The 24,615-nt window shown below is 70.5% G+C and carries 17 protein-coding genes; 10 read left to right on the top strand and 7 right to left on the bottom strand.

Features of this window, described 5'->3' with window-relative positions; genetic code table 11:
* Positions 1-61: 61 nt before the first annotated feature.
* The gene (locus ACVTJA_RS49450; RefSeq protein WP_465831508.1) at positions 62-2,626 is read right to left on the bottom strand and encodes a sensor histidine kinase; all 2,565 of its coding nucleotides are present in this window, start codon (positions 2,624-2,626) and stop codon (positions 62-64) included.
* Positions 2,627-2,835: 209 nt separating this feature from the next.
* Between ACVTJA_RS49450 and ACVTJA_RS49445 the strand changes: the two genes are divergently transcribed.
* On the top strand, positions 2,836-3,684 hold the full coding sequence (locus ACVTJA_RS49445; protein WP_465831506.1) for an HAD family hydrolase: 849 nt from the start codon (positions 2,836-2,838) through the stop codon (positions 3,682-3,684).
* 229 nt (positions 3,685-3,913) lie between these two features.
* On the opposite strand, the gene atpA is transcribed toward ACVTJA_RS49445, so the two are convergent.
* The 3 genes from atpA to atpH all read right to left on the bottom strand — a co-directional run bounded on the left by atpA (position 3,914) and on the right by atpH (position 7,934).
* A complete protein-coding gene (gene atpA, locus ACVTJA_RS49440; RefSeq protein ID WP_465831504.1) occupies positions 3,914-5,461 on the bottom strand; it encodes a F0F1 ATP synthase subunit alpha in 1,548 nt (515 codons plus the stop codon).
* Positions 5,462-5,759: 298 nt separating this feature from the next.
* Positions 5,760-7,238, bottom strand: a complete 1,479-nt coding sequence (locus ACVTJA_RS49435) for a sensor histidine kinase (RefSeq protein WP_465831503.1) — start codon at positions 7,236-7,238, stop codon at positions 5,760-5,762.
* 147 nt (positions 7,239-7,385) lie between these two features.
* A complete protein-coding gene (gene atpH / locus ACVTJA_RS49430) occupies positions 7,386-7,934 on the bottom strand; it encodes an ATP synthase F1 subunit delta (protein WP_465831501.1) in 549 nt (182 codons plus the stop codon).
* 190 nt (positions 7,935-8,124) lie between these two features.
* On the opposite strand from atpH, the gene ACVTJA_RS49425 reads away from it, so the two are divergent.
* From ACVTJA_RS49425 to ACVTJA_RS49410, 4 genes are all read left to right on the top strand, one after another.
* Positions 8,125-9,951 carry an Hsp70 family protein gene (locus tag ACVTJA_RS49425; RefSeq protein WP_465831500.1) on the top strand — a complete coding sequence of 609 codons (1,827 nt, stop codon included), beginning with the start codon at positions 8,125-8,127 and terminating at the stop codon, positions 9,949-9,951.
* A gap of 70 nt (positions 9,952-10,021) precedes the next feature.
* Positions 10,022-11,185: a TIGR02266 family protein gene (locus ACVTJA_RS49420; protein WP_465831498.1), complete on the top strand. Its 1,164-nt coding sequence runs from the start codon at positions 10,022-10,024 to the stop codon at positions 11,183-11,185.
* A 155-nt stretch (positions 11,186-11,340) separates the two neighbouring features.
* Positions 11,341-13,488, top strand: a complete 2,148-nt coding sequence (locus ACVTJA_RS49415) for a beta-propeller domain-containing protein (RefSeq protein ID WP_465831496.1) — start codon at positions 11,341-11,343, stop codon at positions 13,486-13,488.
* A 166-nt stretch (positions 13,489-13,654) separates the two neighbouring features.
* Complete coding sequence (locus ACVTJA_RS49410) at positions 13,655-15,049, top strand: MATE family efflux transporter (protein ID WP_465831494.1); 1,395 nt, start codon at positions 13,655-13,657, stop codon at positions 15,047-15,049.
* A 12-nt stretch (positions 15,050-15,061) separates the two neighbouring features.
* On the opposite strand, the gene ACVTJA_RS49405 is transcribed toward ACVTJA_RS49410, so the two are convergent.
* The 3 genes from ACVTJA_RS49405 to ACVTJA_RS49395 all read right to left on the bottom strand — a co-directional run bounded on the left by ACVTJA_RS49405 (position 15,062) and on the right by ACVTJA_RS49395 (position 17,982).
* Complete coding sequence (locus tag ACVTJA_RS49405; protein WP_465831492.1) at positions 15,062-15,775, bottom strand: esterase family protein; 714 nt, start codon at positions 15,773-15,775, stop codon at positions 15,062-15,064.
* A gap of 89 nt (positions 15,776-15,864) precedes the next feature.
* Complete coding sequence (gene pdxR / locus ACVTJA_RS49400; protein WP_465831490.1) at positions 15,865-17,376, bottom strand: MocR-like pyridoxine biosynthesis transcription factor PdxR; 1,512 nt, start codon at positions 17,374-17,376, stop codon at positions 15,865-15,867.
* A 12-nt stretch (positions 17,377-17,388) separates the two neighbouring features.
* On the bottom strand, positions 17,389-17,982 hold the full coding sequence (locus ACVTJA_RS49395; RefSeq protein ID WP_465831488.1) for a hypothetical protein: 594 nt from the start codon (positions 17,980-17,982) through the stop codon (positions 17,389-17,391).
* 347 nt (positions 17,983-18,329) lie between these two features.
* On the opposite strand from ACVTJA_RS49395, the gene ACVTJA_RS49390 reads away from it, so the two are divergent.
* The 5 genes from ACVTJA_RS49390 to cas4 are packed head-to-tail and all read left to right on the top strand — an operon-like array spanning position 18,330 to position 24,590.
* The gene (locus tag ACVTJA_RS49390; protein ID WP_465831487.1) at positions 18,330-20,570 is read left to right on the top strand and encodes a CRISPR-associated endonuclease Cas3''; all 2,241 of its coding nucleotides are present in this window, start codon (positions 18,330-18,332) and stop codon (positions 20,568-20,570) included.
* A gap of 20 nt (positions 20,571-20,590) precedes the next feature.
* Positions 20,591-21,256 (top strand): type I-C CRISPR-associated protein Cas5c, encoded by a 666-nt coding sequence (gene cas5c, locus ACVTJA_RS49385; RefSeq protein ID WP_465831485.1) that lies wholly within the window; start codon positions 20,591-20,593, stop codon positions 21,254-21,256.
* Positions 21,253-23,004: a type I-C CRISPR-associated protein Cas8c/Csd1 gene (cas8c, locus tag ACVTJA_RS49380; protein ID WP_465831483.1), complete on the top strand. Its 1,752-nt coding sequence runs from the start codon at positions 21,253-21,255 to the stop codon at positions 23,002-23,004. The genes cas5c and cas8c overlap by 4 nt, the downstream gene beginning before the upstream one ends.
* Before the next feature lie 30 nt (positions 23,005-23,034).
* Positions 23,035-23,949 carry a type I-C CRISPR-associated protein Cas7/Csd2 gene (cas7c, locus tag ACVTJA_RS49375; protein ID WP_465831481.1) on the top strand — a complete coding sequence of 305 codons (915 nt, stop codon included), beginning with the start codon at positions 23,035-23,037 and terminating at the stop codon, positions 23,947-23,949.
* Positions 23,946-24,590 (top strand): CRISPR-associated protein Cas4, encoded by a 645-nt coding sequence (cas4, locus tag ACVTJA_RS49370; RefSeq protein WP_465831479.1) that lies wholly within the window; start codon positions 23,946-23,948, stop codon positions 24,588-24,590. The genes cas7c and cas4 overlap by 4 nt, the downstream gene beginning before the upstream one ends.
* The last annotated feature ends 25 nt before the right edge of the window (positions 24,591-24,615 follow it).

The raw sequence follows: 24,615 nt of genomic DNA, 5'->3' as shown, positions 1-24,615 counted from the left end.
GGAAGGCTAGCGGGCCCACCGGGGTAGGCCTCAAGGCGGCGTCCGCGCCCCGCGTCCTACCTCACTCTCGCGGCAGCCGGAGCACGAAGCGGGCACCGGGGCCTTCGCGCGGGTCCTCCACCGTCAAGTCACCTCCGTGGGCGCGGGCAATCTGGCGGGAGATGTAGAGCCCCAGTCCCAGGCTCGCTCGCGCGTGCTCGCCGGTGGCGCGCTCGAAGCGCTCGAAGATGCGCGTCTGGGCCTCGCGGGGGATGCCCGGGCCCCAGTCGCGCACGGCGATGATGGCCATGCTGTCGGAGTCCTCCACGGACAGCTCCACCGGCTGGCCGGGCGCGTACTTCATCGCGTTGGAGAGGAGGTTCATCAGCACCTGCTCCAGCCGGAGCTTGTCCACCCGGGTCCGCACCGGCGCGTCCGTGTGCACGACGGGCGCGCAGCCCGCCGCGGCCAGCGCGTCCTCCATGCGCGCCACCAGCCGGTGCACCAGCGCGGACAGGTCCAACTCCTCGCGCTCCAACACCAGGTGCCCGGTGCTGATGCGAGTCACGTCGAACAGGTGCGTCACCAGGTGGCTCAGCCGCTCCACCTGCCGCTTCGCGCTGGCCAGCCCCTGCTTCAGCCGCTCCGGTGAAATCGGCGTGTCGCGCTCCGCCGCGCGCTGAAGTGAAGTCAGTTGCAACTGCAACGCGGACATCGGCGTGCGCAGCTCATGCGTGGCGATGGCCACGAACTCGTCGCGCGCCGTCACCGCGCCCTCCAGCTCGCGGTACAGCCACGCGTTGTCCACCGCCAGCGCCGCGCGTGCCGACAGGTCCTCCAGGAAGGCCAGGTCGCGCGCGCCATAGCGCCGGGACGGGCTCTGCGACACCACGCTCACCACGCCGAGCGTGCGTCCGCGCGCCACCAGCGGGACGAACATCATCGAGCGCGGGGCCAGCGACTCCATCAGCCGCAGGTGCTCGGGCGACACGGCGAGCGCGCCCAGCGTCGCCGCGTCCAGCTCCGACGCCAGCTCCGGCTGCCCCGTCTCCAGGACGCGGCGGACGGCCGTGCGCACGCCGGGTGGAGGCGCGTAGCGCAGCGCCTCTCCCAACCTCTGCTGGGTGCGGGCGTCGCGGGCCCGCGCCTCCACGCGCTCCAGCCCCACGCCGTCCTGGGTGACGATGTCCACCGTGCAGTAGTCCGCCAGCTGTTCCACCAGTATCTCCGCCACGGTGCGCAGCGTGGTGCGCCAGTCGAGCGAGGTGGACAGCCGCGCGGTGGCGTCCGCGAGGAAGCGCAGCCGCTCCTCCTCGCGCTTCTGCTCCGTCACCTCGCGCACCGTGGCGCCCACGCCCAGCGTCTCGCCGTTCACGCGCACCGGGAAGTAGGAGGCCACGAAGTGGCGCGGCTCGCCGGGACGTGGGTCCGCCATCTGGTGGTCCACCAGCGGCTCGCCCGTGCGCAGCACCTGCCTCAGCGGCGCCTCCCACGTCTCCGCGAGCGGGCCCATCACCTCGCGCGGCGTATGGCCCGGGTGCGCCTCCCGAGGCATGCCGTTGAGCCCGGAGAGCACGGGGTTGATGTGCACGTAGCGCAGCTCCCGGTCCAGGAAGGCCATGCCCACCGGCGAGGCGGCGAGGAAGGACTCCACCACCGCGAGCGACGCATCCCTCGCGTGCAGCGCCTCCCGTGCCTCGCGGTACAGCCGCGCGCTGTCCACCGCGAGCGCAGCGCGGCGGGCGAACTCCTCCGCGTACGCGAGGTCCCTCGGCGTGTAGCGGCGCGCCTGCGAGGTGGAGATGAGGGTGATGAGGCCGAAGCGCTGCTCGCCCCGCACCAGCGGCAGCGCGAGCATGGAGCGCGGCGCCAGCTCCTGCATCATCCTCAGGTGCTCCGCGTTGCGCGCGTGGCGCACCAGCCACTCCTGGGTGATGTCCTGCACCAGCATGGAGCGCCCCTCGGCGATGGCCCGCGCCATCACCGTGTCCGTGTCCAGCCGCGCCGGGTAGGGCATCGCCCGGTTCAGCAGGGACTGGCGCTCGGCGTCCCGCGCGAAGAGGGCGAGCCGGTGCAGGGTGCCGTCCCCACCCAGCACGTCCAGCAGGCAGTAGTCCGCCCACTCGTGCGTGGCCAGGCGTGCCACGGCCGTCAGCGTCGTCTCCCACTCCAGCGACTCCGCCAGCAGGCGGCTGGCGCCCGAGAGGAAGGCCTCCGCGCGCTCGGCCACCTTGCGCTCGGTGATGTCCACGTTGACGGCCACCCCGCCCAGCAGGACGCCGTCCGCGCCGTACAGTGGCGTGGCCGAGTTGAGGATGGTGCGCCGCGTCCCGTCGAAGGCGACGATGTCCACCTCCTGGTTGAGCACCGTCTCGCCGTGGAGCAGGGCTCGAGCCAGGCCCCACTCGTGCGCCTCCAGCCGCCGGCCGGTGTCGGGCTCCCAGGCGGTGTACTCGCGGTAGCCGGAGATGCCTTCCACCAGGGGCGGGCTGCCCCAGATGGCCTCCGCGGCCGCGTTCGTCTCCAGCAGGCGCCCGTGCGCGTCCGCGATGAAGACGCCCACCGGCAGCAGCCGCAGCACGGCCCGCAGCCGCTCCCTCTCGGGGGAGGGCACGGCCTCGGTGGGGGAGAGCGGAGACTCGGACATGCGCAGGGGGCGGTGTGGCCCGGAACCCACCTACCTTGCGGCTGCCACCTCCCGCTGACAACCCGGGCCCGCTCGCAACGTCGGCGGCTGGATTTACTCGGCTGTCTGGGAATCGTCGGGTGTTGTCTGGTGGGGTGGGCTTGATTCCGGGACGGCGGCGGGGCGTCATCGGGGGCCCTTTCACAACGACTCCGGGAGCCGGTGGGCTGATGGCGATTTCGTGCGTGGTGCTGGACTTCGATGGAACCTTTACCGACGTGGCGACGGAGAGCGCGCCGTTCCTGCGTCACTTCCGCGAGGGGCTGGCGCGGCTGCTGGGACAGGAGTTGGAAGTCGCCTGGGAGGAGGAAGTCTCGGCGCTGAAGGTGGGGGCGGACTCGCTGGGCTGGGAGCTGGGCGGGAAGGTGGTGGCGCCGGCCACGGCGGACCCGTACCTGATGGCCACGTGCGCGGCGCACCGGTTGCTGCAGCGCTTCGGGAAGGGCGGGGACGAGGCGGTGCGCTCGGACGCGGTGCAGACGCTCTACCGCGAGGCGTACGCGTTCTCCGCTACGGCCTTCAAGCCGGAGGCGAAGGAGGTGCTGGAGGCGCTGCTCGCCACGGGTCTGCCGGTGACGGTGGTGACGAACGCGCACACGGATTTGGTGGAGAAGAAGCTGGACCAGCTCGCGCCGAAGGGACGTGAGCGGCTGAAGGTGTCCGGCGATGCGCGCAAGTTCCTGCTGGACCCGCCGGACGCGCCCGACGCGCGCTTCGCCGCGGTGCCGGAGACGCAGACGATGGACGGGGTGCTGCGCCGGCCCATCTACCTGCGCCGGGGCCGCTACTTCCAGGCACTGAAGCGCGTCTGGGACTCCACGGGCACGCGGCCCGAGGAGACGCTGGTGGCCGGCGACATCTACGAGCTGGACCTCGCGCTGCCGGCCGCGCTGGGCGCGCACGTGCAGCTCGTGGCCCGAGACAACGTGCTGCCCTACGAGCTGAAGGCGGTGCAGGCGCTCGGCATCCGCGGCGGCGTGGACCGCAGCCTGCGCGCCCTGCTGCCCCGCCTGCGCTGACAGCGGCGCCGATATCCCCTTCCGGATGGGGCGTTGTTTACGACGCCCGTCGTATTTCCCCGGCCCGGAGTACGACGGGTGTCGTACCTCTACCCGAGCCCGGCTGGGAGTAGGCGCGCGAAGGCTCGAAGCCCCAGACGCAAGAAGCCCCGCGTCCCGGTGATGGGAGCGGGGCTTCGAGTTGGCGGGGCCTTCCGAGGAGGGCCCCACCTTCAGCACGGCGGCGCCGTCAGACCTTGGCGCCCGGCGTGGGCTGGAACACCTCGTTGAACTCGGCGATGGCCTTGTTCAGCGCGGCCTTGGTGTCGTTGCTGATTTCGCGCTTGCCGATGATGTCCTTCGCGATGTTCGGGTGCTTCGCGGTGGTGAACTCCAGCAGCTCCTTCATGTAGCGCACCACGTCGGACACCGGGATGTCGCGAATCCAGCCGCGCTTCTTGGCGTCGTCGCGGTTGGTGGCGGCATAGAGCTGGATGACCTGGTGCTCGACGGGCAGCGGCTCGTACTGGCCCTGCTTCAGCACCTCCACCATGCGGGCGCCGCGGGCCAGCGTCTCCTGCGTGGCCTTGTCGAGGTCGGAGCCGAACTGCGCGAAGGCGGCCAGCTCGCGGTACTGCGCGAGGTCCAGCTTCATCGTGCCGGCCACCTGCTTCATGGCCTTGATTTGCGCGGCGGAACCCACGCGGGACACGGAGAGACCGACGTTGATGGCCGGGCGGACGCCGGAGAAGAACAGGTCCGTCTCGAGGAAGATCTGCCCGTCCGTAATCGAGATGACGTTGGTCGGGATGTACGCGGACACGTCACCGGCCTGCGTCTCGATGATGGGGAGCGCGGTCAGCGAGCCGGCGCCCTCCTCGTCGGACAGCTTGGCGGCGCGCTCCAGCAGGCGGCTGTGCACGTAGAACACGTCGCCCGGGTACGCCTCGCGGCCCGGCGGGCGGCGCAGGAGCAGCGAGAGCTGGCGGTACGCCACGGCCTGCTTGGACAGGTCGTCGTACACGATGAGGGCGTGCATCTTGTTGTCGCGGAAGTACTCACCGATGGCCACGCCGGCGTACGGCGCGAAGAACTGCATCGGGGCGGAGTCGGAGGCGTTGGCCGCCACCACCGTGGTGTACTCCATGGCGCCGAAGCGGTTCAGCTTCTCCACCACCTGGGCCACCGTGGACTGCTTCTGGCCGATGGCGACGTAGATGCAGTAAACGCCCAGGCCCTTCTGGTTGATGATGGTGTCCACCGCGACAGCCGTCTTGCCCGTCTGGCGGTCACCGATGATGAGCTCGCGCTGACCGCGGCCCACCGGCACCAGCGCGTCCAGCGCCTTGATGCCCGTCTGCAGGGGCTCGTGCACGCTCTTGCGCTTCACGATGCCGGGCGCCTTCACCTCGAGGCGGCGCGTCTCGGTGCCGGTGATGGGGCCCTTGCCGTCCAGCGGCTTGCCGAGCGGGTCCACCACGCGGCCGAGCAGCCCCTTGCCCACCGGCACGGACGCAATCTGCTGGGTGCGCTTGACGGTGTCGCCCTCGCGGATGTGCTGGAAGTCACCCATGATGGCGACGCCGACGTTGTCCTCCTCGAGGTTGAGCACCAGGCCCTGCACGCCGTTGGCGAACTCCACCAGCTCGCCGGCGAGGGCGCCCTCGAGGCCGTAGATGCGGGCGATACCGTCACCGACGGACAGCACGGTCCCAGTCTCCGCGACGGTGACCTTCTTGCCGTAATCCTTGATCTGCTCCCGGATGATTCTGCTGATCTCGTCGGCGCGGATTTCCATGGGCGTATCGCGTCCTTGCACTGGGCGGCCTACGTGGGGGACGGCCGCTGAAAGCTGGAAGTGGGGGCCCCTTACCACGCACACCCCCCCGCTGCAATGCGGACGGCATACCTCGTGCGTGAGCGGAATGATGGGCCCGGTAAGAGAGGGACAGGCCGGACTGCCGGATTCTTCCCCTTGGAGCTCCGACGGACGGAGCCCCACGAAGGGTTCCCACCTTCCGCCGGACATCTGAAGCCCGGTTCAGGTTCTCTGGCTGGAAGGTGAGGAAGCAGGCGGGCCCGCGGGGGCCCGGGGCTCAGCAGCCGCCGCCCTCGCGGGGGAGCCAGACGATGAAGCGCACCCCGCCGCCGGCGCGGGACTCCACGGTGAGTCGGCCGCCGTGGGCGAGGGCGATCTGCCGGGCGATGTAGAGCCCCAGCCCCAGTCCATCCGGGCTGGTGGCGCGGCCCCGGCGGAAGGGCTCGAAGAGGGCGGCGTGCTCCTCGGCGGGCACCACCAGCCCGTCGTTCTGGACGGTGAGGGTGACGCCGCCCACCGTGCCGGACAGCCGCAGCAGCACCGGCGCGTCCTCGGGGCCGTGCTGGAGGACACTCCCCAGCAGGTTGTCCGCGAGCTGCGCCAGCCGGGGCGCGTCCCACCGCCCGCGCAAATCTCCCTCGGACTCGACCTGAATCGCGCGCCCGGGGTGCGCCGTCCTGCGCTCCTCCACCACCCGCTCCACCACCATGTCGAGCACGCCGGGCTCCGGCCGCACCACCAGGCCGCCGGCCAGGCGCTCGCGCGTGAAGTCGAGCAGCTCGTGGATCATCCGCTCCATGCGCCGGGCCGCCTGGGCCATGTGGCCCACCAGCCGGCGCTGTGACTCCTCCAGCCCGCCCAGCCGCTGCAGCGCGCCGGTGCTGAGCTGGATGGACTGGAGCGGCGTGCGCAGGTCCGTGCCGATGACGCCCAGCAGCTGGTCCCGGAAGTGCTCCGTGCGCGCCACGCGCTCCTCCGAGGCCTTGCGGCTGCTCATGTCCCAGACGGCTACCAGCCGCGCCCGCCGGCCCTCCCACGTCACGTCGCGCGCCAGCACCTCGATGGGGAGGCGCTGGCCGTCGTGGCGCACGCACACCACCTCATAAGGGGTTTCCACGCCGCGGCTCATCGCGGTGAGCACCGTCTGGCGGAACTCCGGCGCCACCCACTCGACCAGGTTGCGGCCCACCAGCGCCGAGGGAGAGTCCAGCCCCAAGAGGTGCGCCGCCGCGCGGTTGGCGTCGAGGATGGTGCCGCTGGCGTGGACGAAGTGCCCGTCACACGCCACGTCCGCGAGGTTGCGCATGTTTGCCTCGCGCTCTCGCAGACGCTGCTCCTCGCGCACGCGCTCCGTCTCGTCGCGCACCCACAGCACCACGCCTTGCAGCACCCCGCCGTGCAGCGCGGGCGACGTGCCCACACGCAGGTGCCGCTCTCCCGCGGACGGCGCCAGCACGCCAGACACCGGCGCCTCCGCCACGTCCTCGCCGGACAGCGCGCGCGCCAGCAGCGGGGACAGCGCGGGCGCCACCTGCGGCCAGAGCTCGGCCAGGGGCCGGCCCACGTGCGCGCGCGGCTCCAGGGCCGACAGCGACGCGAGCGCCGCGTTCACCCAGAGCGGCCGGAGCTCCCTGTCCAGGAGGGCCACGCCACAACCCGACGCGTTGAGCAACGCGCCAAGGAAGGGCCTCGACTCCTCGGGCGCGGCCGACGTGGACGCGCCATCAGGGAGCCAGTGGAGCAGGGGCTGCGGCATGTTCAGGTCGTCCGGATAACGCGGGCTTGTCCTGCGTCATGACGCAGTATATCCCTTCCCGGGGCCCGCTGGAAATACCGGTTTACCCTGGACTACGGGACGAGAAGCCGACCTGGACAGTTGGCTGACCGACGGCCAGCCGCAACGTCAGTGCTGCTTCAGCTCGCGGCGCATCTCCTCCAGCTGGGTGCGGAGGCTGCCGTCGTACAGGATGCTGCCCACCTGGGCGGAGACGCCGCCCAGCAGGGAGGGGTCCACGCGCGTCTCGAGGATGACGTTGCGCTGGGTGAGCTGCTGGAGCTGCTTCTGGATGCCGGCCAGGGCGTCGGCGCTGAGCGGAGCGGCGGTGGTGACGCGGCCCCGGACGCGGCCGGCGCGGGCATCCGCCATGTCGCCGAAGAGGCGGGCGATGTCCGGGAGGTAGCCGAGGCGGTTGCGGTCCACCAGCAGGCGCAGCGTGCTGGCCAGCAGCGGGTCCGCGCCGCCGGGGAGCGCCTTCATCACGCCCTCCACGACCTGGCTGCGCTGGGTGCGGGTGTAGGCGGGGTTGAGGAGCACATCCGTCAGCTCGGGGCTCTTCGCGAAGGCGGAGGCGAAGGCGGTGAGCTGCTCGGCGACGGCGTCGACGCTGCCGGCCTCCGAGGCGACATCGAGGAGCGCACGGGCGTAGCGGCGGGCGATGGACACGTTCACCATGACGGGGGCGCCCTTAGCATGGTGCCCGCCCCCGGGCAACGGGCGTGCGCCCGGCCCCGGAGCCGCTCATGGCGCAACAGGTCGGACGCTCTGGAGGGCGGGTGGGCGTCCGGTACACGGGGGGTATGGGAAGTAGGGGACTTGGCGAGGTGGCCGGAAGGACCGTAGCGTGGTGTCCTGAACGCCCCCCATGCACGACCCCGTCATCGGCATCGACCTGGGTACCACCAACAGCGCCGTGGCCACCGTCGAAGACGGGCGCGCGCGCCTCATCCCGTCACGCGCCGGGGGTCGGCTCACGCCCTCCGTCGTCGGCGTGACGAAGTCCGGCGAACGCGTGGTGGGTCAGGCCGCGCAGGCGCTCGGTGAGGAACAACCCGACGCGGTGGTCTGGGCCACCAAGCGCTTCCTCGGGCGACGATACACGCCGGAGCTCGTGCAGCAGGCGAAGGCGCTCGTGCCCTACCCACTCGTGGCGGGCCCGTCGGGCGACGTGCGCGTGAAGCTGGGCGGGCGGGTCATGCCCGTCACGCAGGTGTCCGCGATGATTCTGGGCGAGCTGGCCCTGGACGCGCAGGCGCACTTCGGACGCCCCGTCACCAAGTGCGTGATTACGGTGCCCGCCAACTTCGACGACAACCAGCGCCAGGCTACGCGCGAGGCGGCCACCATCGCCGGGCTGGACGTGGTGCGGCTGGTGAACGAGCCCACCGCGGCGGCGCTGGCGTATGGCCTGTCGCGCGGCTTCGAGGGCAACGCGCTCGTCTTCGACCTCGGCGGCGGCACGTTCGACGTGTCGATTCTGGAGGTGAAGTCCGGCGTCTTCGAGGTGCGCGCCACCGGTGGCGACCCGCGGCTGGGCGGCGAGGACTTCGACCAGCGCATCGTCCAGTGGCTCCTGGCGCAGGTGGAGGACGACATGCGCCACATGGTGTCGCAGGACGCGCAGAGCCTGCGCCGCCTGAAGGTGGCCGCCGAGGCCGCCAAGCGCACCCTCACCGAGGCGGACGAGGCCACCATCTCCGTGTCCGGCCTGGGCGACCACGCCACCGCCGGCCGGCGCTTCACGGAGCTGGAGACGGTGCTGACGCGCTCCTTCTTCGAGACGCTGTCCGAGCCGCTGTCGCGCCGCTGCCTGGAGGTGTGCCAGGGCGTCATGCACGAGGCGAAGATGGACCCGCGCTCGGTGGACGTGGTGCTGCTGGTGGGCGGCATGACGCGCGTGCCGCTCATCCGCCGGCTGGTGGCGGACTTCTTCGGCCGCGCGCCGTCCACGGACGTGCACCCGGACGAGGCCGTCGCGCTGGGCGCGGCGGTGCAGGCGGATGAGTTGCTGCGCCAGTCCGGGCAGGCGCTGCTGTTGGACGTGGCCAGCCAGAGCCTCGGCGTGGGCGTGCTGGGCGGGCGCGTGAAGCGGCTCATCGCGAAGAACACCGGCGTGCCGGTGGTGGCGCGCGACATCTTCTTCCCCGGCACGGCCGGCCAGAGCGAGGCGCGCATCCCCGTGTACCAGGGGGAGAGCGAGTTCCAGGACGAGAACCACAAGCTGGGCGAGGTGGTGCTCAAGAACCTGCAGGTCGCCGCGCGCGGCGACACGCCACTGGAGGTGGTGTTCGAGCTGTCCAGCGAGGGCATCCTCGCGGTGAAGGCCACGGACCTGACGAGCGGCAACATGGAGCTGGTGCGCCTGGAGGCGCGGCCGGGCATGCCGCAGGGCGAGGCGGAGAAGCTGGGCGCGGAGCAGGCGCACTACGCACAGACGCAGGGCGTGGTGGACGCGAAGCGCGCGGAGGACCTGTTCCGCAAGCTGCTGGAGCGCGGCGACAAGCTCGCGCGGATGCTCCAGAAGAGCGCGCAGGAGAACCCCAGCCCCGAGGCCCAGGCCGCCGTGGGCACCGTGCAACAGTTGTTGGAAGGCGGACGCACCGCATTGCAGAGCGGGGATGCCGCGCAGTGCGCATCCATTGCCCGGCAGCTCACGAAACTGCTGTCCGGACGGCAGGAGAACCGCGCCTGAGCGTCAACACCCGAACGCCGGCCCGTAGGGCCCGTGGTTGTCCCCTTCTTTCCTCTCTATCCGTGAGCCCATGACCGTCCCCACTACCGCCGCGCGCGACACCGTGTTCGTGGTGGACGACTCCCGCACCGCCCGGGAGGTGGTGCGCCTGCACCTGGCGCGGCTGGGCTGCGAGGCCGTGGCCATGGAGGGCGGAGAGGCCTGCCTCGCCGAGTTGTCGCGTCGCGCGCCGTCCCTCATCCTCCTGGACCTGCGCATGGAGCGCATGCAGGGTGACGAGGTGTGCCGGCTCGTGAAGGCGCACCCCGCGGGCCGCAACGTGCCCGTCATCATGTTCACCTCCGCGGGCGAGCCGCACGAGGTGATGCACTGCTGGCGCGCGGGCGCGGATGACTTCCTCCCCAAGCCCGTGGCGCTGGAGGCGCTGGAGGCGAAGCTGGCCGCGGTGCGCGGTGCGCGCGAGCGGGCCCAGGGTGCGCCGCGCGGGCGCCGCGTGCTGCTGGTGGAGGGCGGGCGCTTCCTGCACACCTTCCTCGGTGGCGCGCTGGAGCAGGAGGGGCTGCACGTCCTCTACGCGCGCGACGCGGAGGACGCCGCGCGCCTGGCCGCGCTGCACGGCGCGCAACTGGACGGCTTCGTGGTGGACGTGTCCCGCGCGCCGCGCGAGGCGCTGGGGCTGGCCGCGAAGCTGCGCGACACGCACGCGCGCAAGCCGCTGGTGCTGCTGTCTCGCGCCGAGGAGTCTCCGGAGGTGCTCTCTCGCGCGCAGGCGCTGGCGGGCGCGCCGCTGTTGGAGAAGCGCCACCTGGGCGCGGATGAGTTGCTGGGCAAGGTGCTGGCGCGGCTGGTGCCGGGGCTCGTCCCGCTGCGCGCCGCGGAGCGCGTGCCCTTCTTCACCGTGGTGGAGTTCTCCACCGCGGGCGGGCCCGTCCTCTCCGGCTTCAGCCACGACGCCAGCCCGGAAGGCCTCTTCGTGCGCACCCTCACCCCCGCGCGCGAGGGCGCACGTCTGTCTTTGAAAGTATTGCTCGCGGGTCAGCGCACGCCCTGCACCGCCGAGGCGACGGTGGCCTGGTCCAACCCGCCGCATCCCCCGGGGGCCTTCCGCGCTCCCGCCGGCATGGGCCTGCGACTGGAGCGCATGGACGCGTCGCTCACCCAGCAGTTCGTCCGCTTCGTGCCGCGCACCCTCGGTTTTTCGCTCTCGGGTTCCCCGCGCGTCTCAGGTTTCTGAGAGGCCCCCTCTCCCGCAAACCCCTGGAAATCCCGGCTGTTTGCTCTCCGTGTGCCCTGGCATGCCGGTGGCAGTGGCTGCGCCGGCTGCTGGGGGGGGTGGACGCGAGGGTCCACGCCGCCGCCGGTGGGGCCGATGACGACGCGGAGGATTTGATGCGGCAGTGGAAACGCTATGGATGGGTGGGGCTGGCGTTGGTGGCGGCGGGCTGCAGCGATGGCACGGACAACGCTTCGCAGGTGAAGAACACGCCGGTGCAGACGGCGGCGAAGCTGGAGTCCTTCGAAGGCTGCGCGGAGCTGGAGCAATACATCGAGGACAGCGCGACGACGCAGATGCGCGTGTCGCTGGAGTCCCTCACGAACCCCGTCGGCGGTGGCTTTGGCGGGTGGGGGCCCCGCGGCGTGGATGATGTGAATGGCGCTCCGCCGTCGGGTGCTCCCCAGGAGGACGCGGCGGGCGGTGGCAATGGCAGCTCCGGGCCGGGCAACTCCACGGGCACCAACAACCAGGTGGAGGGCGTGCACGAGGCGGACTTCGTGCAGAACGACGGCACGCGCATCTTCGTGCTGTCCGGCCCCAAGCTGTACATCCACCGCTCGTGGCCGGCGGAGCAGCTGGTACGGACGGCCGCGCTGGAGGTGGAGGGCTGGCCTCGGGAGATGCTCCTGGACGCGGAGCGCAACCGGCTGGTCATCACCTCGCAGGTGTACGAGGAGCGGCCCGGCAAGCCCAACCTGACGGGCGGCAGCTCCGGAGGCGGCGTGGCCGAGCCCGCCGTGGCCGTGGACTGCGCGGGCCTCGGGTGCGGCTACATGTACGGCGACACCCTGAAGGTGACGGTGGTGGACGTGGCGGACCTCGCCGCGCCCAAGGTGGTGGAGCAGGTGTACGTGCCCGGCGGCTACGTCAACGCGCGGCGCGTGGAGGGCATGGTGCGGCTGGTGCTCTCGGACCAGTTCCGCTGGCCGGAGGACGTGCGCTTCTACCCCGAGTACTCGGAGGACGTGTACTCGGACAGGGAGAAGCTGAAGAAGGTGGTGGACGCGCTCATCGCCAAGAACGAGAAGCTCATCCGCGCCCAGACGCTGGAGCAGTGGCTGGCGCCGGGCCGGCGCGTGGACGCGCAGGGCCAGGTGACGCCGCTGGCGTACCGGTGCACGGACTTCTTCCACGCCAACGCGCCCACGGGCCTGGGCTTCGTGACGGTGCTGTCCCTGAACCTGGGCGCGGGCGCGACCGACACGGCGCCGGGCCGCACCAGCGTGGTGACGATGCCGGGCGAGGTGTACGCGTCGAAGGACGCGCTCTACATGGCCGCGTCCCACTGGTGGTGGTGGCCTGAAGTCGGCCAGACGGACTCCACGTACCTGCACAAGTTCGACATCCGCGAGCCGGGCAAGGCCACCTACGTGGGCAGCGGCACGGTGGAAGGCAGTGTCGCCAACCAGTTCTCCATGGACGAGCACGAGGGCGTGCTGCGCGTGGCCACCACGGTGAGCAAGCGCGTCATGGACACGACGAACTCGGGGTGGTGGCGCTTCGACACCGCCAACCGCGTCACCACCTTCCGCGAGCAGGAAGGCAAGCTGGAGGAGCTGGGCCGCACCGAGGACCTGGCGCAGGGTGAGCGCATCTTCAGCGCGCGCTTCGTGGGCAACAAGGGCTACGTCGTCACCTTCCGGCAGACGGACCCGCTCTTCACCTTCGACCTGAGCGACGCGGCGCACCCGCGCAAGGTGGGCGAGCTCAAGGTGCTGGGCTTCTCCACGTACATCCACCCGATTGGCGACACGCACCTGCTCGCGCTGGGCGAGCACCGGGACGAGACGGGCGGCTGGAACGGCCGCATGCTCAAGCTGACGCTGTTCGACGTGAGGGACCTGGAGCACCCGAAGGAGGCCTTCACGCAGATGGTGGGCACGGCGAGCAGCTACAGCGAGGCCCTCTACGAGCACAAGGCCTTCAACTACTTCCCGGCCAAGGGCCTGCTGGCGATTCCCTTCACCGACTGGCGCTACGACAGCTACGACTACTGGAGCAGCTTCCGCAGCGAGCTGCGCGTGTTCCGCGTGGACACCACCACCGGCATCACCCCGGTGGGCGCGCTGTCGATGAAGGACGTGTACCAGACGTTCAACCAGCGCGGCTGGACGTGGTACTGGTCTCCCATGGTGCGTCGCAGCGTCATGGCGGATGACTACGTCTACGCGATTACGGACGCCGGCCTGCGCGTGTCGAAGGTGGACGCGCTCCAGACGCCGCTCGCCACGTCGCGCTTCGACGCCCCGATGTTCCCGTGATGAAGCCCGCGAAGCAGCAGCTTGCCGCACTGCTGCTCGCGGGCGCGGTCCTGTAGGCGGCCCGTCACGGGCGTGAAACCCGCCCTCCCCGGTCAGGCCGGGGAGCGGCGGGGCGTCACACCGGGGAGCGCATTCCCTTCCGGAAGGCGCTATAGGCGCGCCTGCCATGACTCTCGCCGCGACCCCGTCCCAGTCCGTGAATCCCTACCGCACGGAGCTCCGTGAGCTGGGCCGGCTGGCCTTCCCCATTGCGATTGCCCAGGGCGGCCAGGCGCTCATGGGCCTGGTGGACACGCTGGTGGTGGGGCGGGCGGGGACGGCCGCGCTGGCGGCGGTGGGCCTGGGCAACGGCCTGTTCTTCGCCATGAGCGGCTTCGGCATCGGGCTGATGATGGGCTTCGACCCGCTCGTGTCCCAGGCCGTCGGCGCGCGCCACCTCGGCCGGGCGCGCGCTCTCTTGTGGCAGGGCGGATGGATGTCGCTGTTCGCGGGCACGGTGCTGGCCTCGCTGCTGATGCTGATGCCGCTGCTCCTGCCGCTGGCGGGCATTGCCCCCGAGCAGGTTTCAGGAGTGCGGGACTTCCTGGTGTGGCGCGCGCCCGGCATGCCGCTGATGCTGGCCTTCCTGACGATGCGCTCGTACTGCCAGGCCACGGCCTTCACCCGGCCGCTGGTGGTGGCCACGGTGGTGGCGAACATCCTCAACCTGCTGGGCGACATGCTGCTGGTGTTCGGTGGGGCGGGGCTGCCGTGGTACTTCGGGCCGCTGCGCGCGGTGCCAGCCCTGGGCGTGGCGGGCTCGGCGATGGCCACGACGATGTGCACGGGGCTGGAGGTGCTCGTCGTCCTCTGGGCGGTGCGCAGCAAGGGCGTGGCGGGCGAGAAGCCCCGGCGGACGCCGGTGTGGGCGGACCTGGCGCAGGCGGCGCGGGTGGGCATTCCCATTGGCCTGCACATCACCGCGGAGATTGGCGTGTTCGCGCTGGCGGGCGTGCTGGCCGGAAGCCTGGGCGCGGCGAGCGTGGGCGCGCACCAGATTGCCATCTCCTTCTCGAGCGTCACCTTCACGGTGGCCATGGGCATCGGCAACGCGGGCAGCGTGCGGGTGGGCTGGGCGGTGGGGGCGCACGACACGCCGCGGGCGCGGGTGGCCGGCTTCACGGCCTTCGCGGGTGGCGCGGGCTTCATGGCGCTGGGCGGGCTGGTGTTCGCCTTCTTCCCGCACTCGCTGGCGGAGCTGGCCGGGGCACCCGCGGAGGTGCTGCCGCTGGTGGTGCCGCTGCTGATGGTGAGCGCCGTGTTCCAGGTGTTCGACGGCGTGCAGGGCGTGGGCGCGGGCGTGCTGCGCGGCGCGGGCGACACGCGCTTCACCTTCCTCGCCAACATGGTGGGGCACTACGCCATCGGCCTGCCGCTGACGCTGCTCCTGGGCTTCGGGCTCAAGCTGGGCGTGGTGGGCATCTGGTGGGGCCTGTGCGCGGGCCTCATCAGCGTGGCGGTGGCGCTGCTGTGGCGCTTCCACCGCCTGAGCGCGGGCACGCTGCGCCCGCTGGAGTCGTAGGAGGCGCGGGCGCTACCAGGGCAGGTATTGCTGAATCATCTGCCGCCACACGGGCCAGTCGTGGGTGCCGTCCTGCCACACGGCGAGGTGGTTGCCGATGCCCTTCTTCCACAGGAGGCTGGAGAGGTGCTCGTTGGAGGGGCGGCAGAAGTCGTGCTCGCCCACGGCGAGGACCATCTCCACGCGCTGCAGGGCTGACAGCTGCGCCGCGTCGTTGAGGTTGGGCAGCCACTGCGTGCACGAGTGGAAGTACACGTCCGAGTCGTTGTGCCCGTCGAGGAACTCGTCCGTCTCGAACTTGCCGCCCATGGAGATGAGGCGGCGGAAGACGTGCGGGTGGCGCAGGCCGACGTTGTACGAGTGGAAGCCGCCGAAGCTGCATCCCGCGAGGGTGAGGCGGCCGCCGGTGCTGCGGCTGGTGAGCAGGGGCACCACCTCGTGGAGGAGGTATTCCTCCCACTGCTGGTGGCGGGTGACGCGCTCACGCGGGTGGACGGACTTGTTGAACCAGGACTCCTCGTCGACGGAGTCCGGACACACCACGATGTACCGGCCGGACTGGATGCGGTCGGCAATGGCGCCGATGAGGCCGAAGTCCTCGGCCTGGTAGAAGCGGCCCCGGCTCGTGGGCAGCAGCAGCACCGGCTCGCCGGAGTGGCCGAAGAGGAGCACCTCCATGTCCCGGTGCAGGCGCTCGCTGTACCAGCGGTGGTATTCGCGGTTCATGCGCGGAAACTTAACCGTGTTGCGTCAAAGACGACTACGGGAGTGTTGCGCGCATGCCCGGGAGGCGTGGGAGTGAACACACCCAGGCGTCACGGTGCCCGGTGGAAGTCCGTGCGAAGGTTGGGATTGCCAAGCGCCCGCCGGACGACGTCCAGGCCGGACCGGGTGGCCGCGCGCGTGGCACCCGCGAAGCCGAAGACGAGCCCGCCACGGCCGGTGGCTCCGAAGCGGGAGAGGGGTTGCACCTCGACGCCCGAGCGAGCGCACTCCGCGGCCACCGCGCGGTCGTCCAGGTTCTTCTTGAAGAGACCGGTGAGGTGCATGCCGGCCCGCGCGGGCCCGAAGTCGAGGGTGTCGGAGAGGACCTTGGCTTCCTCCAGGAAGGTCCGGCGGCGCTCGTCGTAGAGGGCGCGTGTCTTGCGCAGATGGCGCGCGAGGTGCCCTTCCTGGATGAACGCCGCGAGCACGCCCTGGGTGAGCAGCGCGGTGTGTCCGTCCGCGACGTGCTTCGCGTCCACGAAGGCGCTGACGAGCGCTTCCGGCACGATGGCGTAGGCGATGCGCAGTCCCGGAAAGAGAATCTTGTTGAAGCTGCCCACGTAGATGACGCGGCCCTCGCCATCCATTCCCTGGAGGGACGCGAGCGGGCGGCCCTCGTAGCGGTAGTCACCGTCGTAGTCGTCCTCGACGACGTAGGCGTCTGCCTCTCGTGCCCACGCGAGCAGCGCCTTGCGGCGTTCGAGCGACATCTCGTGGCCGAGCGGGTACTGGTGCGCCGGAGTGACGTACGCGAGCCGTGCCCGCGGTGCGAGCCTCCGGCCCGCTTCGACGTCGAGGCCGTGCTCGTCGACCGGCACCTGCACGACCTCCAGTCCCACCGCGCGCAGGCAGTGCTGCACGGGCTGGTAGCCCGGCGACTCGGCCCACGCGCTGTCACCGGGGTCGGCGAGCGCCTTCCCCGCGAGCTCCACGGCCTGCTGTGTGCTTGTCACGACGATGACCTGTTCGGGGGAACAGACCACCGCGCGCATGGCGGAGGCGTGCGCGGCGATGGCTTCGCGCAGGGCCGGTAGGCCGTTGCTCGCGCCATAGGCCCAGTAGGTGCTGCCGGACCGGGCCGCCTCGCGGCTGAGGAGCCGCTTCCAGACCTCACGCGGGAAGTGCTCGATGGGCGGGAGCGAGGGCGTGAAGGCGATGGCCTTGAGCGGCTGATAGTGGCCGGGATAGCTCCGCAGCGCCTGCGCGCGTCGAGACAGACGCCGTTCCTCGTCGTGGGGCTTCTTCGATGCGACGCGCCTGGGCGCGAGCGGAGGTGCGTCGTGCTCGGGGAGACGCGCGGCGACGAAGCTGCCCGCGCCCCGGCGCCGGACGATGTAGCCCTCGGACACCAGCTGGCCGAGCGCCCAGTCCACGGTGTTCCGCGCCACGCCGAAGTCCTTCGCGAGCACCCGGCTGGACGGGAGGCGCGCGTTCAGCACGAGCGCCCCACCGCGGATGGCGGTGCGAATCCGGTCGCAGATGCGCGCGTACGCGGGTTGTCCGTGCACGGAGTCGAGCCCCGCGACGTCGACGGAGAAGATGGAAACGGCGTGTTTGGCCATCGACCCCCGAGGTTAGCTCTTCACCCGGGTGTGCTCGATGGTCCAGTTCGTCTCCCATTCCTTGCCGTCGAGGGAGAACGCCTGCTCCCAATGCGCGGCGTCAGGCCCGAGGCGCTTCCAGCGGAACACGGCCTTGATGGGCCGGCCCTCGTCGGTGTCGTCGCCGTAGAACTCGCCGGAGTCGCCGGTGAAGCCGCCGACGACGGGAGGGAACAGCTCACCGGTCCTGCTGTTGACCCAATAGAGGGACCACTGGCGCTTCTCGAGGTTGAACGTGCGGATGGTCATTCCGGACCAGCCCTTGGTCGGGAAGACGACCTCGTCGATGTTCACCACGCCGCCCATGCGGCTCTCGCAGCGGACCGTGTTGGGAAAGACATCCCAGTCGGAGGAGCCGACCCAGCGCTTCTTGAGGCGCCGGTTCACACTGGTCCAGTTGCCGACGAAGAAGTCGAAGTCGTGGATGTCGCCGGTGGGAAGCTTGGGAGGGATTGCCGCCTTGTGGGTTCCGGCGATGCTCAGGGAGGGGAGGAGTGACATGGCGCCGGCGCCCGCGAGGGCGTGGGTGAGCAGCTTCCGGCGTGAGGTGGTGATGATGCGGGGCATGGGGCTCGCTCGCTTGGGGAGGAGTGACGCCGAGCAAGATGCGCGCGAGCCGGAGAGGTGAGAAGCGCCACTTAGGCGGAGCGGACTGGGCCACTTTTGTGGCTGCCGCACCTGCGGTTGCCGGTCGCGCGCCACGCGTGGAATCGCAATCGCGTTGCGCTCAATGCACGCGTTGACGTGCGCCGCACACGTCCGGAAGTGCTGGAACGAACATCCGATGCTGGGGAGACGGTCCCTACCCCTGACGGGGTAGGGCGTGCCCATCCGCTTCATGGGATGTGGACTTGTGATTCGTTCGGCACGTCTTCCAAAATACAGACATCAGAGGGCGGGCGAATGGGAGGCTCATGTCAAAGATTGAGCTGGAAGAGGGAGGCTCTTCGGTGCGCATCGTCACGCCGGCGCCGCTCGCGCATGTTACGGAGGGCGGGCGTCCGCACCTGCTGAGGGAGCACCTCGACGCCGTGGGCGCGTGGGCCGCGAAGCTGGCGCCTCGCGAGGACCTGCGCGAGCCGCTGCGCGTGGCAGGGAGGTGGCATGACCTCGGCAAGTACACGCGCGACTTTCAGTACCGCATCCGCTTCGAGAATGGTTTCGAGGCGCACCTGGAGAAGGACGGCGCCCTGGAGCGAGACCACTCCACCCCGGGCGCACTCTGGGCATTGCGGACCGACACCCGGTTGTTGCCGCTGGCGCTCGCCATCGCCGGGCACCACGCGGGCCTGCCTGACCTGGCGAAGTTCAAGGAGCGCATGAACCGTAAGGAGAAGCACGCGCTCCTCGCTGATGCGCTGGCTCAGGCACCAGCGGACCTGCTGAAGGGGCCGCTCGGCTTCGAGCCCGGAGCTCAGGCCTCGCTCTCCAAGCATCGTTTGGAGTTCTGGACGCGCATGCTCTTCTCGGCGCTGTGTGACGCCGACTTCCTGGATACCGAGGCGTTCTTCGACTCGGACCGGAGCACGGCGCGCGCGGTGCAGGTGACGCCCGCCGAGCTCGCGGACCGGCTGCGTGCCTTCCTGGACCAGAAGCAGGGCGCCGCCCCGGACACGGAGGTCAACCGCGTCCGCCGCGAGGTGCTCGCGGCCGCGGTGCACAGCGCTTCGCATCAGCCCGGTGTCTTCAGCCTCACCGTGCCCACCGGAGGCGGCAAGACGCTGACCTCCATGGCCTTCGCGCTGGAGCACGCCCGGCTTCACGGCCTCCAGCGCGTCATCGTCGCCATTCCCTACACATCCATCATCGAGCAGAGCGCTGGTGTCTATCGTCAGGCGTTCGAGGGCCTGGAGCACGCGGTCATCGAGCATCACTCGGCTGTGGACCCTCGCCGCGAGACTCCGCTCAACCGCGTCGCCAGCGAGAACTGGGACGCTCCGGTCATCGTCACCACCACGGTGCAGTTGCTGGAGAGTCTCTTCGCTCATCGGCCGTCCGCTTGCCGCAAGCTGCACCGGGTGGCTCGCAGCGTCATCGTGCTCGATGAGGCCCAGACGCTGCCGCCCGCGCTTCTGACTCCCATCCTGGACGGTCTCGGCACTCTCGTGGCCGACTATGGCTGCTCGGTGGTCATCTGCACCGCCACGCAGCCCGCGCTGGGACGCCGTCCCGGGCTCCCGCAGGGCTTCCCCGAGGTGAGGGAAATCGTTCCCGCGGAGCTGCGCGCCTTCGAGCGATTGCGCCGCGTCCGCGTGCGATGGCCCGCGAGCCGGGAGCCTCGCTCCTACGAAGAGCTGGCCGAGGAGATTGCGCGCGAGCCAGATGTGCTCGCCGTGGTGCACCAGCGGAAGGACGCGCGCAGGCTCTGCGAGTTGGTGGATGCGCGGCTGGGAGACTCGCGGACGTTGCACCTGTCGGCGCTCATGTGTCCGGAGCACCGCTCACGTGTCATCGCGGACATCAAGGCGCGCAAGCGTCGCGGCGAGCCCGTGCGTCTGGTGGCCACCCAACTGGTCGAGGCAGGCGTGGACCTGGACTTTCCCGTCGTCTACCGCGCGGTGGGTGGGCTCGATGCGCTCGCGCAGGCGGCCGGCCGCTGCAACCGGGAGGGCCGGCTGGACGGGCTCGGAGAGCTGCGTGTCTACGAGGCGGAGACGCGGCCACCGCTCGGCGTTCCTCGCACGGCCCAGGACATCACCCGCGGGTTGCTCGAACAGCGGCCCGACCTGGACCTGTTCGCGCCGGAGAGCTTCCGCCTCTACTTCGAGCGGCTCTATGCCTCCGCCAACACCGACGGGAAGGGCATTCAGGCCCTGCGCGAGAGTCTCTGCTTCGAGCAGGTCGCAGCGTTGTTCAAGCTCGTTGAGGACGAGTGGAGCGCGCCGCTGGTGGTGCCCTTCCCGGGCTGTGAGCCGTTGCTGGAGGAGCTCCGCCTGCTGGGCCCTTCCCGCGAGCGGTTGCGGGCCGTGCAGCGGTTCACGGTGACGGTGCCACGCAAGCTCCGTCAGGAGTGGCTGGACCGGGAGCTGGCCCGGCTCGTCTCCGACACCGTGGCGTTCCTCGGGCCGGAGCACGGACCCGCGTACCACGAGCGCTTCGGTTTGCTGCCGGACCAGGTCGGCGTGCTCGACCCCAGCTCTCTCATCCCAGGTTGATGACTCTTCAGGAGGTGCCGATGAAGCCAGCAGCAGGCAGGCGGTTCCGCGTGCGCGCCAGGGGGCCCGTGGCGTGCTTCACCCGCCCCGAGATGAAGGCGGAGCGCGTCAGCTACGAGATGATGACGCCCTCCGCCGCCAGGGGGCTGCTGGAAGCGATTCTCTGGAAGCCGGCCATCCGCTGGCACATCCACGAGATTGCCGCGCTCGCTCCCGTGCAGTGGACGAGCTTCCGTCGCAACGAGGTGAACAGCCGGGCCTCGGTGGGGAAGTTCGACTACGCGGCGGACGAGGACCGCGCCCAGCGCAACACAGTGGCGCTGCGGGACGTGGACTACGTCATCACCGCGTCCTTCACCCTGGTGCCGGGCAAGACAGGCCCCGAGGACTCACTGCGCAAGTTCGAGGAGATGTTCGAGCGGCGACTGGAGAAGGGGCAGAGCTTCCACGCGCCGTACCTGGGGTGCCGCGAGTTCGCGGCTCGGGTGGAGCCCGCGGCGGAGGACCTGAAGCCGCACGAGGCGGGCAGGGGACGGCGGCCCTTGGGACTGATGTTCTACGACTTCGCCTTCGGCGCGGGCGGCCAGCCGGTGCGCCCCGTGTTCTTCGAGGCCTTTCTCGAGGACGGTGTGCTGAAGGTTCCTCCACGCGAGCAGGTATTGGGACGTGACGGAGGTCAGCCATGATGTTGGCGGCGCTCAATGACTTCGCTCGCGAGCGCGGGCTGGCCGATGACCCGCTGTACGAGGTCAAGCCAGTGGACTTCCTCATCCGCATCAGCGGCAAGGGGAAGTTCGTCTCGCTCGAATCCACGGCGGGGGAGGACGGCAGGGGCAAGCCCATGTCCATTCCCCGGCTGCCGCAGCGCTCGGTGAACATCGCCGCGGGCTTCTTCGCGGACAATCCCAAGTACGTCCTCGCCTTCGACAAGGATGCGCCGGATGCCTCGACTCCGAAGGCGGGACGTGTGGACAAGGCCGCCGCGCGGCTGGAAGCCTTCCTGACGCAGGTTCGGGCAGCGGCGGCCGAGACAGGGACTCCAGAAGCGGGGGCGGTTCAGGCCTTCCTGGAGAGTGAGGCCCAGCGGAAGCGTGCCTTGGAGTCCCGGGACAGGGAGGAGTGGACAGGCTCGGAGTTGCTCGCGTTCGTCGTCGACGACGACACGGAGCCGGTCCACCTGCTGCCTGGCATCCGTGCCTGCTGGGAACGTCGCGCCGGTGCGCAGCGGGCGCTGGGGAAGACGGCACGATGCCTGGTGACTGGACGGCAGGCGCCCATCGCCGACACCCATCCCAAGCTCAAAAACGTTCCGGCGGCACAGTCCTCGGGCGCCGCGCTGGTTTCCTTCAATGCGCCTTCCTTCGAATCACATGGCCTCGGGCAGGGGGACAACGCCCCCATCTCGCAGGAAGCCGCTCTGGGATACGTGCTGGCACTGAATGACATGCTCCGCAAGTCGGACCAGCGCCGCTACCGTCAAGGCATCGCGCTCGGTGATGGCTCGGTGCTGGTGTTCTGGACGCGTGGCGCTCCTCAGCAGGAGAGCCTGTTGCTGTCCTGGATGGACCCGACGGAGGAGGACCTGCGGCGCTTCGTCGAGTCACCTTTGCGCGGGCTGGAGCCGGGCGAACTGGACGACAGCCGGTTCTACTCGCTGACGCTCGCGGGCAACGCGGGGCGCGTTGCGGTGCGCGACTGGTTCGAGTCCAGCGTGGGCGAGGTGAAGCGGAACGTCCGGCGCTACTTCGAAGACCTGCGCATCGGCAACGCACCTGCGGGGCCCATTCCGGTCTGGCGGTTGCTCAAGGCGGTGGAGGCCCCTTCTGGGCGCGGGCTGTCACCCGACCTCGCCACTCGCATGGTGGGCGCCGCGCTCAGGGGACATCCCTTTCCCCGCCAGCTCTTGTCCGCCGCACTGGAGCGACTGCGGCTGCCGCCCGCGGATAGCGGGCTCGAGCGCGAGCAGCTCCGGCTCCGTGTCGCGCTCATCAAGGCCACCCTCTCCCGTCTTCCCCGCAGTGGAACCGCTTCCCTGGAGGTCACCGTGTCACTGGACAAGGACAACCGGACACCGGCCTATGTGCTGGGCCGCCTCTTCGCCGTGCTGGAGCGCCAGCAGGGCGTCGCGCTGGGCGACATCAATGCCACCATTCGCGACCGCTACTTCGGCGCGGCGTCGCGCAACCCCGCCACCGTCTTCCCCAGGTTGCTCCAGCTCTCCGTTCACCACGCCGCCAAGGCGGGCGATGACGGCCGGTGGTTGGAGAGGACCAAGGGCGAGGTGATGGCGCTGCTGCCCGCGGAGCACTTCCCGCGCGTGCTCGGCCTGGAGGAGCAGGGCCTCTTCGCCGTCGGCTACTACCACCAGCGCGAGGCGTTCTTCACGAAGCGCTCGGCCTCGGCTCCCGTCGAGGCCCCCGTCTCCTCCACCTGATTTCCCGTCCAGTCCCAGAAAGAGAACGCCATGACCGAGCTCAAGAACCGCCATGACTTCGTCCTGTATTTCGACGTCCAGGACGGCAACCCCAACGGAGACCCCGACGCGGGCAACCTGCCGCGAATCGACCCGGAGACCGGCCACGGGTTGGTGACCGACGTGAGCCTCAAGCGCAAGGTGCGCAACTTCATTTCACTGACCCAGGCGGGAAAGCCAGGGCTCGACATCTTCGTGAAGGAGAAGGCCGTCCTCAACACGGTCATCGGCTCCGCGTACAAGGAGCTGGGCATTGACCTGGAGGCGAAGCCGGCCCGCGCGGAGGACGGGAAGGCGCGCAAGACGAAGGGCTCGGCCCAGGGCTCCGAGGTGGACAAGGGCCGCGCGTGGATGTGCAAGACGTTCTTCGACGTGCGCACCTTCGGCGCGGTGATGTCCACGGGCGCCAACGCGGGGCAGGTGCGCGGGCCGGTGCAGCTCACCTTCGCACGCTCGGTGGACCCCATCGTGTCGCAGGAGCATTCCATCACCCGCATGGCCGTGGCGACGGAAGCCGAAGCCGAGAAGCAGGGAGGCGACAACCGCACCATGGGCCGCAAGAACACCGTGCCCTACGGGCTCTACCGCGCCCATGGCTTCGTGTCTCCGCATCTGGCCGGGCAGACAGGATTCGGGACGGCGGACCTGGACCTGCTCTTCCAGGCCTTCGCGCACATGTTCGAGCTGGACCGCAGCGCCGCGCGCGGGCTGATGTCCATGCGCAGGGTCATCGTCTTCCGGCATGGCTCCGAGCTGGGCAACGCGCCGGCGCATGCCCTCTTCGACCGGGTCCGCGCGGCGCGCCTCCATCCCGACAGGCCCGCGCGGAGCTTCTCCGACTACAAGGTGGAGGTGGACACCACGGGCCTGCCCCAGGGCATCGAGGTGATGGACCGGATGGGATGAGCCCGGACCGCGAGACGTGGGTGGCGCTGTCTGCCCTGCAGCACCTGCTCTTCTGCGAGCGCCAGGCGGCGCTCATCCACGTGGAGCGGCTGTGGCGCGAGGATGTCCGCACGGCCTCGGGCCGGCTGCTCCATGAGCGGGTGGACCTGCCCGGCCATGATTCCCGCCAGGGCCGGCGCGTGGAGCGCTCCGTCCTTCTGGGCTGCGAGCGCCTGCGTGTCGCGGGGCGCGCGGACATGGTCGAGTACCTGCGCGATGCCACGCTTCCATCTGGCTGGAGGCCCTTCCCGGTGGAGGTGAAGCACGGGCGCGGGAGGGTGCTGGATGCGGACGCGGTGCAGCTCTGCGCTCAGGCGCTGTGCCTGGAGGAGATGCACGGAGTGGAGGTGCCGGAGGGCGCGCTCTTCTACGGGGCGCGGCACCGGCGGCACTCCGTGGTCTTCGATGCGGCCCTGCGCCGCCGCACCGAGGACGCCATCGGCCGGATGCACGAGCTCCTGCGGTTGCAGCGTGTGCCCGTCGTTGCGCGCGCGCCGAAGTGTGACGGCTGCTCGCTCGAGCCGCTGTGTCTGCCGCAGGTCACGGCGGGGCAGCGGCCCGTCCGGGACTATCTGAAGCAGTGGGTGGAACGTGGGGACTGAAGGCGTCCGTGCCCGATGGATGCGG

Source organism: Pyxidicoccus sp. M6 (assembly GCF_055568925.1).
Note: the sequence above shows the minus strand (reverse complement) of the source record. Positions and strands in the feature narration are given on the sequence as shown.

What these genes read in the sequence shown, in the direction of transcription:
- cas4 (WP_465831479.1), top strand. Translation starts at nt 23,946, where the DNA reads ATGAGCCCGGACCGCGAGACGTGGGTGGCGCTGTCTGCCCTGCAGCAC.
- ACVTJA_RS49395 (WP_465831488.1), bottom strand. Translation starts at nt 17,982, where the DNA reads ATGCCCCGCATCATCACCACCTCACGCCGGAAGCTGCTCACCCACGCC.
- cas5c (WP_465831485.1), top strand. Translation starts at nt 20,591, where the DNA reads ATGAAGCCAGCAGCAGGCAGGCGGTTCCGCGTGCGCGCCAGGGGGCCC.
- ACVTJA_RS49445 (WP_465831506.1), top strand. Translation starts at nt 2,836, where the DNA reads ATGGCGATTTCGTGCGTGGTGCTGGACTTCGATGGAACCTTTACCGAC.
- ACVTJA_RS49420 (WP_465831498.1), top strand. Translation starts at nt 10,022, where the DNA reads ATGACCGTCCCCACTACCGCCGCGCGCGACACCGTGTTCGTGGTGGAC.
- ACVTJA_RS49410 (WP_465831494.1), top strand. Translation starts at nt 13,655, where the DNA reads ATGACTCTCGCCGCGACCCCGTCCCAGTCCGTGAATCCCTACCGCACG.
- pdxR (WP_465831490.1), bottom strand. Translation starts at nt 17,376, where the DNA reads ATGGCCAAACACGCCGTTTCCATCTTCTCCGTCGACGTCGCGGGGCTC.
- atpH (WP_465831501.1), bottom strand. Translation starts at nt 7,934, where the DNA reads ATGGTGAACGTGTCCATCGCCCGCCGCTACGCCCGTGCGCTCCTCGAT.
- ACVTJA_RS49450 (WP_465831508.1), bottom strand. Translation starts at nt 2,626, where the DNA reads ATGTCCGAGTCTCCGCTCTCCCCCACCGAGGCCGTGCCCTCCCCCGAG.
- ACVTJA_RS49425 (WP_465831500.1), top strand. Translation starts at nt 8,125, where the DNA reads ATGCACGACCCCGTCATCGGCATCGACCTGGGTACCACCAACAGCGCC.
- cas7c (WP_465831481.1), top strand. Translation starts at nt 23,035, where the DNA reads ATGACCGAGCTCAAGAACCGCCATGACTTCGTCCTGTATTTCGACGTC.
- ACVTJA_RS49390 (WP_465831487.1), top strand. Translation starts at nt 18,330, where the DNA reads ATGTCAAAGATTGAGCTGGAAGAGGGAGGCTCTTCGGTGCGCATCGTC.
- ACVTJA_RS49435 (WP_465831503.1), bottom strand. Translation starts at nt 7,238, where the DNA reads ATGCCGCAGCCCCTGCTCCACTGGCTCCCTGATGGCGCGTCCACGTCG.
- ACVTJA_RS49415 (WP_465831496.1), top strand. Translation starts at nt 11,341, where the DNA reads ATGCGGCAGTGGAAACGCTATGGATGGGTGGGGCTGGCGTTGGTGGCG.
- ACVTJA_RS49405 (WP_465831492.1), bottom strand. Translation starts at nt 15,775, where the DNA reads ATGAACCGCGAATACCACCGCTGGTACAGCGAGCGCCTGCACCGGGAC.
- atpA (WP_465831504.1), bottom strand. Translation starts at nt 5,461, where the DNA reads ATGGAAATCCGCGCCGACGAGATCAGCAGAATCATCCGGGAGCAGATC.
- cas8c (WP_465831483.1), top strand. Translation starts at nt 21,253, where the DNA reads ATGATGTTGGCGGCGCTCAATGACTTCGCTCGCGAGCGCGGGCTGGCC.